This is a genomic window from Microcystis sp. LE19-131.1A (assembly GCF_027532015.1).
GTDB classification, from domain to species: Bacteria; Cyanobacteriota; Cyanobacteriia; order Cyanobacteriales; family Microcystaceae; genus Microcystis; species Microcystis ichthyoblabe_A.
In genome coordinates this window covers 19486-29207 of record NZ_JAPZSS010000019.1, presented here as the reverse complement: position 1 = coordinate 29207, position 9722 = coordinate 19486, and the positions used below count along the sequence as shown (strand labels likewise).

Annotated in this window: 8 protein-coding genes, 2 pseudogenes and 1 CRISPR repeat array; of the genes and pseudogenes, 7 read left to right on the top strand and 3 right to left on the bottom strand. The window is 42.1% G+C overall.

From position 1 onward, the window contains the following. Positions 1-161: 161 nt before the first annotated feature. Positions 162-515, top strand: a pseudogene (locus O9323_RS01900) (hypothetical protein); the annotation flags it as partial. A 92-nt stretch (positions 516-607) separates the two neighbouring features. On the opposite strand, the gene O9323_RS01895 reads toward O9323_RS01900, so the two are convergent. Both O9323_RS01895 and O9323_RS01890 read right to left on the bottom strand, forming a co-directional pair. Continuing rightward, the gene (locus O9323_RS01895) at positions 608-940 is read right to left on the bottom strand and encodes a hypothetical protein (RefSeq protein WP_002760882.1); all 333 of its coding nucleotides are present in this window, start codon (positions 938-940) and stop codon (positions 608-610) included. Beyond that, the gene (locus O9323_RS01890) at positions 930-2186 is read right to left on the bottom strand and encodes a hypothetical protein (RefSeq protein ID WP_288124608.1); all 1257 of its coding nucleotides are present in this window, start codon (positions 2184-2186) and stop codon (positions 930-932) included. The genes O9323_RS01895 and O9323_RS01890 overlap by 11 nt, the downstream gene beginning before the upstream one ends. Here O9323_RS01890 and O9323_RS01885 point away from each other — a divergent pair. Beyond that, a pseudogene (locus tag O9323_RS01885) lies at positions 2170-2564 on the top strand (bluetail domain-containing putative surface protein); the annotation flags it as partial. The gene O9323_RS01890 and the pseudogene O9323_RS01885 overlap by 17 nt on opposite strands. 585 nt (positions 2565-3149) lie before the next feature. Next, the gene (locus O9323_RS01880) at positions 3150-3662 is read left to right on the top strand and encodes a hypothetical protein (protein ID WP_002752828.1); all 513 of its coding nucleotides are present in this window, start codon (positions 3150-3152) and stop codon (positions 3660-3662) included. 82 nt (positions 3663-3744) lie between these two features. On the opposite strand, the gene O9323_RS01875 is transcribed toward O9323_RS01880, so the two are convergent. Continuing rightward, the gene (locus O9323_RS01875; protein ID WP_002752830.1) at positions 3745-4608 is read right to left on the bottom strand and encodes a helix-turn-helix domain-containing protein; all 864 of its coding nucleotides are present in this window, start codon (positions 4606-4608) and stop codon (positions 3745-3747) included. A gap of 439 nt (positions 4609-5047) precedes the next feature. Here O9323_RS01875 and O9323_RS01870 point away from each other — a divergent pair, with 439 nt between their 5' ends. From O9323_RS01870 to hpsU, 4 genes are all read left to right on the top strand, one after another. After that, the gene (locus O9323_RS01870) at positions 5048-5551 is read left to right on the top strand and encodes a MogA/MoaB family molybdenum cofactor biosynthesis protein (RefSeq protein ID WP_002735591.1); all 504 of its coding nucleotides are present in this window, start codon (positions 5048-5050) and stop codon (positions 5549-5551) included. 28 nt (positions 5552-5579) lie between these two features. Beyond that, a complete protein-coding gene (locus tag O9323_RS01865; RefSeq protein ID WP_002737619.1) occupies positions 5580-6245 on the top strand; it encodes an urease accessory protein UreF in 666 nt (221 codons plus the stop codon). Positions 6246-6393: 148 nt separating this feature from the next. Further along, positions 6394-7344, top strand: coding sequence for a glycosyltransferase family 2 protein (locus O9323_RS01860; protein ID WP_002752838.1), 951 nt, complete (start codon positions 6394-6396; stop codon positions 7342-7344). A gap of 5 nt (positions 7345-7349) precedes the next feature. Continuing rightward, complete coding sequence (gene hpsU / locus O9323_RS01855) at positions 7350-7940, top strand: hormogonium polysaccharide biosynthesis acetyltransferase HpsU (RefSeq protein WP_046661380.1); 591 nt, start codon at positions 7350-7352, stop codon at positions 7938-7940. A gap of 186 nt (positions 7941-8126) precedes the next feature. Next, a CRISPR array of direct repeats spans positions 8127-9275; the repeat unit is 36 nt; unit sequence GTTTCCAACTAATCCTATTTGACCTAATAGGTAAGG. Positions 9276-9722: the final 447 nt, after the last annotated feature.

The window sequence follows — 9722 nt, the reverse complement described above, 5'->3', positions numbered from 1 at the left end:
ATCCCTGGAGATATTGGACAATGTCTCAATGATGCTTCAGTTATTTCGGTTTTAGAAGAGATGTTAAAAGCCGCACTTATAGTAAATTCTTTTGAGGAGTGTAGGAAGTCTTTTAGTATCATCATAAATAAGTAGTGTGGGGAATACCTACCTTACTTAGTAAACTGTTTGAAATCATCGACAATATGATGACTTTATCCCCTGAATTACAGTCAAGTTTAGAGAGTAAAATTAAACAATTTGAGGAGGAAAGAACCATGCCTTTAGTAAGTAATATGGAGTTACGAGGAATCGAACGCGGTAAGGAAATTGGTAAGGAAATTGGAGCGTTAGAAAAAAGCCGCGATGACATAAAAACAGTTTTAACCGTGCGCTTTGGACAGATTTCTTCAGAAATTGAAGAGATAATCGGCAAAATGACTAACCCTACTATCTTAGAAGAGCTACTAAAATTAGCAGCTACCGCTAATTCTCTCGCAGAATTTAAGCAGTCTTTGGCAAAAATCAATATCTAGAAAACGGTTTTCTTTGAGAAACTCTTTGAGAAACCCGTTTTCTTTGAGAGACCGGATACCGACCTCTGGCTTTTTGTTTTAATGGTGGACATTTACTTCGTTTTCTGTATTTTTGGCTGCAAAGTTGTAGATAGGGTAACTTTCATCGTGTTTGTATTGGCTGTTTCTGCTCCAATGTTGAAAAACAGATATTTGAGTTCTCCCTTCGCCTTTAGGCTGACTGAACCATTAATTTCAACAGTCAACTGACTTTCTACATCTACCTTACTAGAAAGAGCTTCCATGACAGATTCAAAGAGTTCTTGCAACTGAACTGCGACGGTTTCCTCTTGTGGTCCCAAAGTAGTCAGGATTTCCTCATCCTCAGTTTGTAAGCTACTAACTGAAGCTGGATCAACGGCTGTGGCATATACTTTAATTGGCATGGTCTTCCTCTTCAATTTGTTGCTGAATATTAGGAATTGTTTTCTTCCACTCGCCTAAGCGATTCGCTGGGAAAATGGTATAGAGTAATTTACTTTCTCTCTCAATCCAAGTAACATTAAGTGTATGTTTATCGGGATTAACCGTCATACTTTCTAAGTTTTTGAGACCATCAATTGGGTCTTCCATTGATAAAACTTTTGGCGATTTTTCACGATACCAGTAGGAACTTACATTAGTTTGAACGATTACATACCCAACTCTTGTTGCTCCTCTGAAAAACTCAATCTCAATAACTTGCTCACCTCTTTCAAGAGGAACAAGGGTAAAAATCACTTCGTTGGAATCGCCTTTAACTGGAACAGTCAACTGCTGCTGATAAGGTCTTATGGCAAATGCTGGAGCAGTAACCTTGACATTTAGTTTAACGTGCTTAGTATTACGTCCTACTGTAAGCAAAATTTTTTCTTGAACACGAGTAAATTTTGGAATCTCTTGAGTTAGCTGAATCTTTAAATCAACTTTTTGTTCAAGAACACATCCTGATGGGAATTCGATTCGAGTGTGGCGTATAATTTTAAATTTTTTCTCTTCTTTCTCTTCTTTCTCTTCCCAATCAAGCAGCAACGGAATAACTGTCTGGCTAGTTTTAGGCAAAGGCAACTTAGCAGATAGAGGAACGCTCTTCATCAGGTAAACAATCCTACTTCGGCTTACTTTTGGCTTATTTATCATCCGAAGAACTTTTATGCACTGAAGAATAAGCTTTAGAATAAGCTTTTTAGGAGAATTATCTAGTTTGATCGCCATTTCTAGATAGGTTTCACCGCACTCAAAATTGCCAGCAACTAACATTTGTCGAGCAAGCTGAAGTAAGTCACCGATTACTGATAAGCTTGTTTCTGGATGAGTGAGCAGTTGAAATTGAATACAGAAATCAGCTAACTCGAAATATTGATCCTTAATAGCTTTATAAGCTGTCTCAAGGAAATTCAAATCGACTTGGCTCATAATAGTGGCAAAATCAGCCACAAGGCTTTGAGTTTCAGCAGCAAATTTCTTTAAGAGAGTATCAGCTTCACTAAACTTATTTTGTCCCAGTAACGCAGCAAATTGTACAAGTTGCCTATTGCGAGTGTTAGGAAAGTATGCAGCCAAAGCATAAGCCTCGGCGAATTCCCCTTCTCCCAGAAGAGCGACAATCGGTTGCAGCCAAGTTTCACGAGGTGTTTCACTGCGAGTTTCCATTTCCTATACCCTTCCTGACAACGTGGAAAATCTCGTCCTCACTGGTACTGGTAATCTTAATGGCACGGGTAATGCCTTGTCAATCTGGCAATTAATGCCCCGGGCGCTTTTACCCGGGCAACAAATAGCACCACGACCAATATTAACACCATTGTTACTAACATCTTTACCGATGCTAATGGGGCAACAGCCGGAAATCAAGCTCTCGGGATGAACAGTGCTGCTTTAGTGCGGGACAATAGTTCTTCTACTTACCTAATTATCAACGACGGTACAGCAGGCTTCCAAAGTGCTAATGATTTGGTGATTAATCTGACTGGGTTAACGGGTAATTTACCGGCGCTCGGCACTATTCCAGTCAATAGTTTCTTTGTCTAAATTGATGGGGGGGATTAATTCCCCCCTTTTAATGCTCCCGTTCAAGTAATTTTGATACAAAAAAAGTTAAGAGGCTCTTCTCGACTTTGTGTTATAAGTAGCTGGTTATAATTAAATTAAAAATGGATTTTGCCTCTGATCCCCCCTTAGTCCCCCCTTGATAAGGGGGGTGCCGATCCCCCCTTAGTCCCCCCTTGATAAGGGGGGTGCCGATCCCCCCTTAGTCCCCCCTTGATAAGGGGGGCATCTGATAATTTTTAACGCCTACCTACTTAATTTTTGCTTATGAAACCGTGAAATACCTATCAAGCAAGACTTTTAGGGCTATTTTAACGTTCGGCGATGCTCAGTCGAGCCGCAGAAGAAACTAGAAAATATCAGTATAGACCTCGTTTCCACACATAAACCAGAAGCTCCCAAATACTGATGGGCAGTCAGGAGTTTAAACTTGTGGAGAGACTGTAAGACTCCTTGGGATTCGTCTCAAAAAGCAGGTTTCTGTGAAGCAAGAATCTCCCATCACACAGCTTGGCCTTGTGATGGCGAGAGTGTCAAAATTGTGTTCAATTACTCGTCATCCCAGTCATGCCTTCCAGCGGTCAAGTGAAATCGATTTTTTTTCTGATCCTCTTTCTCCTCAGTATTCTAGGGGGTATTCTACTGGCTTCGCTACTTCAACAACCAGCGATCGCCCAATCTCCCTCCTCGGATACATTGCTAAATCGTTATCAAATTGGAGAGCAAACCTATCTAGAAAATTGTGCCACCTGCCATATTGCCATTCCTCCCAGCATCCTACCGAGTCAAACTTGGAAAAAAATCCTAGAAAATCCTAATTCTCACTATGGTATCCGTTTAAAACCAATTGTCGGCATTACTCAGCGTCTTATCTGGGATTATCTCAGTTATTCTTCCCGCCCTCTTAGGGAGACTACTTTTGTTCCCCTCCTAATTGAACAGTCCAGTTATTTAAAGGTTTTGCACCCTAGGGTCAATTTACCCACTCCTCTCGGTCACACCACCTGTGTCACCTGTCATCCCAACGCTTCCCGCTACGATTATCAAACCCTTACCCCCATCTGGGATGATGCAGCCTAATCAGTTATCAGTTATCAGTTATCAGTTATCAGTTTTCAGTTTTCAGTTTTCAGATGTGAGTTTTTAGTTCACTGATTACTGTTTACTGATCACTGAGAGGGGGTGCAGTGAGGGTGATTTCGCCGATTTGGTCAGCTTTACCCATTAATTGGGCAGGGTTGTCGTTAAGAGAGATTTTAACAGCACCAGCATTGCCCGATCGAATATTTAAACTCTTTTGGGCTGTCCAAGTTCGTTTGGTCCCGGGTTGGAGATTGCCTTCGTGGACTTTTTTGCCATCGGCAATTACCCTTACCCAAGTGGCCTGTTCAATAGTTACTTCGGCTGAGAGGGGAACTTTTGGCGGAGGAGAAGGGGAAGGAGAGGCTACCAGCGCAGGAGGGACTACCGGTGCGAGGGAACCCACGGGGGAAGGAGAGGGAGTAAGGGCAGGGGGATTAGAGAGAGGGGGACGGAGGAAAAGATAGCCAATACCACAAAATATGCCCGCCAGTAAGCCTAACCAGAGATATATCCCGAAAAAGGTCGATTTAGCTGGTTGGGGGCTAGTTTCTGGGGCCGGGTTTTCTGGTTTCACTCGTTCCGCTTTTGGGGCAGCCGGTTCAGCCTTGGAGATGGGGGTAGCTTTTGTGGGCAGTGTTTTCGGGATAGTTACCTCTTGGGCTAATTGTTCCGCACTAGGAGACAAGCGATCGGCTAAAGCTTTACCATCAATTTTTAGGGCATCACCGTAGCGTTTGATAAATCCCTTGACATAAATTAATTCTGGTAATTTCTCCCAATTCCCCGTTTCCAACGCTTCTAGCATTGGCAATCTAATCATCGTCACGGCGGCGATATCGTCTATGCTCAGGCAGCTTTCTTCTCGTTTTTGACGTAAATAAGTCCCGATTTCCTTGATTTGTTCGGCTTGTAGGGGACTGAGTTGACTCATAATTCCAGTCATAATCTATACCAACTTAGATGATAATCTCGATTTTGTTATTTTGGGATAATCTGTTCTCTAGAAGTTCCCTTTACTTTGTCGTCATTACCAGCGAAAAGGTTGCAAAAACCAGCAAAAATCGGCAATACTTGCCAAAGTTAAGTTTTTTATTTCAGGGTGACTGCACTGGCCGGTCAGTACATACATTTGTTCTTAATGCTTGTTTTTCTCCAACTCTCAGCATATCGTTAATTAGGGCTGGCTGAATAAATCTAAAAACCTTGTTGGATAAGACTTTTAGACTTTTTGTCAATCAAAAAGTATCCGATATGGGAGTGATCGGGGGGAAAATTCAGCTACTTTTTCCCTGAAAATTAGGTAATTGACTACCTCAAAATCGGTAAAACCCTACACCCTACACCCTACACCCAAGAAAAACTTTTTGCCGCAAACCCTAATTATGACCTTTATTCCCCATCCCGACACCACCCCCCTTCACCTTACCTGTGCCGTAGTCACGGTGAGCGATACTCGTACCCCAGAGACGGATAGAAGTGGCCAAATAATTCAAGAGTTACTAACTCGATCGGGTCACGATATCGGCCTATACTTAATTATCCCCGATGAACCCTTACAAATTCAAGCAATTTTACCAGAGATTAGCAATCAAAATCAGATAAAAGTCTTAATTCTTAATGGGGGGACGGGTATTGCTCCCAGAGACACTACCTACGATGCTTTAGTACCTTTATTAAGGATTACTTTGCCCGGTTTTGGCGAATTATTTCGTTATCTCAGTTATCAGGAAATCGGCTCCCGTGCCATGGCATCGAGGGCAATAGCTGGGGTTTATCAAAACCTATTGGTCTTTTCTCTCCCTGGTTCCACTAATGCCGTTAAATTAGCCCTAGAAAAACTGATTCTTCCTGAAATTTTACATCTGGTTAAACAGATGAATGGATAATTGATAAGGACAATTTTCTCGGTTTTCTATGCTCGATCAAAAAGAACTTTTGTGTTTATTACAATTGGCTAGTCCCATTTTACCCGTGGGGGCCTATAGTTATTCCGAAGGGCTAGAAACCCTCGTCGAAAAGGGGATTATCTCCAATAGTGCCACCTTGAATGATTGGTTAGAGCGATCGCTTTGTCAAGGCTCGATTCGCTTAGAAGCGGCTGTTTTGCTAAGGGTATATCGTTGTTTTTGTCAAGAAGATTTTACAAAACTTAATTATTGGGACAATTGGTTATCGGCAACGCGGGAAACGGCCGAATTAAGACAACAAAGCTGGCAAATGGGGCGATCGCTGTTAAACCTATTGCGGGAGTTAGCACCAGACAGAGATAATCTACCGGAACAGGCTAATTATGCCACCGCCTTTGCGATCGGGGCAAGTCATTGGCAAATTGGGGAAGAATTAGCGGTTTTAGGCTATTTACACAGTTGGGCAAGTAATTTAATCAATGCAGGACTGCGTTTAATTCCCCTTGGACAAACCCTAGGACAAGCGCTTCTGATCGGTTTACAGCCCAGTTTATTAACAGCAACAGCAGATATTATCAGTTTAGCCGATGAAAACCTGACCAGTTGGAGTTGGGGGCTAAGTTTTGCCAGTATGAACCACGAAACCCAGTATAGTCGTCTATTTCGCAGTTAGCAATTTAGGGAGAAAAGCAGGAGAATGACTTAAAAACCAAATAAGGTATAGTATGATTGAAAAAAATCTTAAGTCCTAGTTCTCGCTTTCTGAGTGACGGAGGGTTTTAAGGAAAGGTGCGAACACTCTACCTAGCCACAGTGTACCAATGTTTAGTCAATCAGAAAAAATTCCCGTTTCGGTGTTAATTCCCGCCAAAGACGAGGAATCTAACCTTCCCGCTTGTTTAGAGAGTGTTGCTAGGGCTGATGAAGTGTTTGTCGTCGATTCCCAAAGTATCGATCGCTCGATCGAAATATCTACCAACTATGGGGCTAATGTAGTCCAATTTTATTTTAATGGTCGTTGGCCGAAAAAGAAAAACTGGTCCCTTGATAACCTGCCTTTTCGCAACGAATGGGTATTAATCGTCGATTGTGATGAGAGAATCACCCCCGAACTATGGGACGAAATCGCCACCGTGATCCAAGATTCCAACTATAACGGTTATTATCTCAATCGTCGCGTTTTCTTCCTCGGACAATGGATTCGTTATGGTGGCAAGTATCCCGACTGGAATTTGCGTTTATTTAAACATAAGTCGGGTAGATATGAGAATTTAAACACGGAAGATATACCCAACACGGGAGATAACGAAGTTCACGAACACGTTATCCTTAATGGCAAGGTGGGCTATCTAAAAAATGATATGCTGCACATCGATTTCCGCGATATCTATCATTGGTTAGAAAGACATAATCGTTATTCCAACTGGGAGGCCCGGGTTTATTACAATATTCTCACGGGTAATGACGAAAGCGGCACGATCGGAGCGCACCTCTTCGGTGATGCGGTGCAGAGAAAACGTTTTTTAAAGAAAATTTGGGTAAAATTGCCCTTTAAACCGCTGCTGCGCTTTATTCTCTTTTATGTTATCCGTCTCGGTTTCTTGGATGGCAAAGCTGGTTATATCTACGGTCGTCTTTTGAGTCAGTATGAATACCAAATTGGGGTTAAATTGTACGAATTACGGAGATTTGGCGGTAAATTAAACGTTAATACCCATGTTAATCCCCCGATTAAACCCTCGGAACCTCAACCGGTAGAAATGATTAAATAAGTCCTATGTCCCCAGAAATCCGCACCGATGAGGAAGCATGGCTAGATCTGCGTACCTACGATCAATCTTGGTTTGATCGCGGTCGTTCTAATCCAATTATCCTACTTTGGTGGTTAGTACAGGGAATTCTTTTTCCCCTCAGTTTGCACCAGATGGATAGCTTTCGCTGCGCTGTTTTGCGGCTATTTGGGGCTAAAATCGGCCTTGGGGTGAAAATTCGCCCGACGGTAAGGGTGACTTATCCTTGGAAAGTGGCGATCGGCGATTATACTTGGATTGGCGATGATGTGGTGATTTATAGTTTAGATAATGTTACCATCGGCAGTCATTGTGTGATTTCTCAAAAATGCTATCTTTGCACTGGCAGTCACGATCCCGGCGATCGCTCTTTTGGCTTAAAAACCACTCCCATCCTCATCGGTAATGGTACATGGATCGCAGCCGATTGTTTTTTGGCTCCGGGGGTAAAAATTGGCTCTAATGTTGTTATTGGGGCAAGAAGCAGCGTATTTGCCGATATTCCCGCTCAAAAGGTCGCTTGGGGTAGTCCCTGTCGTCCTCAATACGATAGAAAGATGAATTCTTATAGTAGTTAAGCTAAGAGGCATTTTTGGCGGTCTTCCGCTCGCTTTTGTCCCACTGTTTCCCACGGGACATATTAAGCTGTTCGTAATTTAATTAGCATTTTTATCGATTTTTGTCAAGATATATTTAACATTTTTTATCTTGTTTATTTGACACAATTTATTAGAAAAAGGGTTTATAAAGAAACCCTTTTTCTAGTTTCCAACTAATCCTATTTAACCTAATAGGCAAGCAGTAAGAGTAGGGCTAATTCATGAATTAGCCCTACTTTTTTAGTTTCCAACTAATCCTATTTGACCTAATAGGTAAGGTGCCATTGCGAACGCTATCGGCTGCGACGTCAAATGGTTTCCAACTAATCCTATTTGACCTAATAGGTAAGGATCCCCGTGTCCAGAGGGTAATAGTCGAGGCTTTCAATCTTAATGGTTTCCAACTAATCCTATTTGACCTAATAGGTAAGGCCACCCAACTACTGCGGGATCCTTTAATCGTCTATCCTGCGTTTCCAACTAATCCTATTTGACCTAATAGGTAAGGCCCAACTCGACCTCTGTAGCGGCTACGGCTGCGGCTTGTTTCCAACTAATCCTATTTGACCTAATAGGTAAGGTTTCACATCTGGACGAAAGCGGGTTTGATGCTGAATGGCAAGTTTCCAACTAATCCTATTTGACCTAATAGGTAAGGCGCTGTCCAAGGCAAAGGCCTTAAGATGACATTGGGTTTCCAACTAATCCTATTTGACCTAATAGGTAAGGTCAAGGACCAAAAGGGGATAAAGGGGACCCTGGGGAGTTTCCAACTAATCCTATTTGACCTAATAGGTAAGGAGAAGATAGTTTTAAGATTGGTAAATTTTTAGAAAAGTTTCCAACTAATCCTATTTGACCTAATAGGTAAGGTAGAAAATCCGTTTGGAGACAAACCAATAAAACTAAGTTTCCAACTAATCCTATTTGACCTAATAGGTAAGGTAGATACATCTTATTATCACAAGCTAGAGAATACAAGTTTCCAACTAATCCTATTTGACCTAATAGGTAAGGTGTCGAGGAAAATATTAATTTTCCAGGTTTTACGGAGTTTCCAACTAATCCTATTTGACCTAATAGGTAAGGTTTGATACTTGCTTTTATGGATGTCGTGTGGGACAACGTTTCCAACTAATCCTATTTGACCTAATAGGTAAGGGAACCGCAAGAATTTAAGCTAAAATGGTACGAAACGTTTCCAACTAATCCTATTTGACCTAATAGGTACGGTAACGGTAAGGTTCCCACCGAAGCTTTAGTCAAGGAAGCGGTCAAGTTTCCAACTAATCCTATTTGACCTAATAGGTAAGGAGTACCCCTTGGAAAGTCTCATCGAGAGGGGAAGACAGACCCCCAAATCGACGCATCTCCAAAAAGGTGGTCCTGGGGGGGGTAAAAGTCCCGATACCAAAGGGTAGAACCCTGACTGGGAGAGCAATCGACACATCTAACCAGAGAATCGGGGTTTTAGGTCGGGGAGAGGGTGCATCGATTTTCAGTCAAGAGTTAGGGGACAAGCTAGATGATGTAGAGATTTGGGGGTAGTTGAGGAGGAGAACCTCCCATCACCAACAATCTAGAGACAGCTTCTTCGGAAATCCCATAGAAGCGCACATCATCCTCTTGAGGATTGACCCTTTCTACTACTTTAGCGTACAGTTTCCGCCTCTGGATGTGTAATTAATTTTGCTTAAGTAATTATCTGTAATTAATTGTCTAGCTACTGATTAGGGAGGGTAGCAGGGGTGGGAGTTTTTT

What these genes read in the sequence shown, in the direction of transcription:
- O9323_RS01895 (WP_002760882.1), bottom strand. Translation starts at nt 940, where the DNA reads ATGCCAATTAAAGTATATGCCACAGCCGTTGATCCAGCTTCAGTTAGT.
- O9323_RS01890 (WP_288124608.1), bottom strand. Translation starts at nt 2,186, where the DNA reads ATGGAAACTCGCAGTGAAACACCTCGTGAAACTTGGCTGCAACCGATT.
- O9323_RS01880 (WP_002752828.1), top strand. Translation starts at nt 3,150, where the DNA reads ATGCCTTCCAGCGGTCAAGTGAAATCGATTTTTTTTCTGATCCTCTTT.
- O9323_RS01875 (WP_002752830.1), bottom strand. Translation starts at nt 4,608, where the DNA reads ATGACTGGAATTATGAGTCAACTCAGTCCCCTACAAGCCGAACAAATC.
- O9323_RS01870 (WP_002735591.1), top strand. Translation starts at nt 5,048, where the DNA reads ATGACCTTTATTCCCCATCCCGACACCACCCCCCTTCACCTTACCTGT.
- O9323_RS01865 (WP_002737619.1), top strand. Translation starts at nt 5,580, where the DNA reads ATGCTCGATCAAAAAGAACTTTTGTGTTTATTACAATTGGCTAGTCCC.
- O9323_RS01860 (WP_002752838.1), top strand. Translation starts at nt 6,394, where the DNA reads ATGTTTAGTCAATCAGAAAAAATTCCCGTTTCGGTGTTAATTCCCGCC.
- hpsU (WP_046661380.1), top strand. Translation starts at nt 7,350, where the DNA reads ATGTCCCCAGAAATCCGCACCGATGAGGAAGCATGGCTAGATCTGCGT.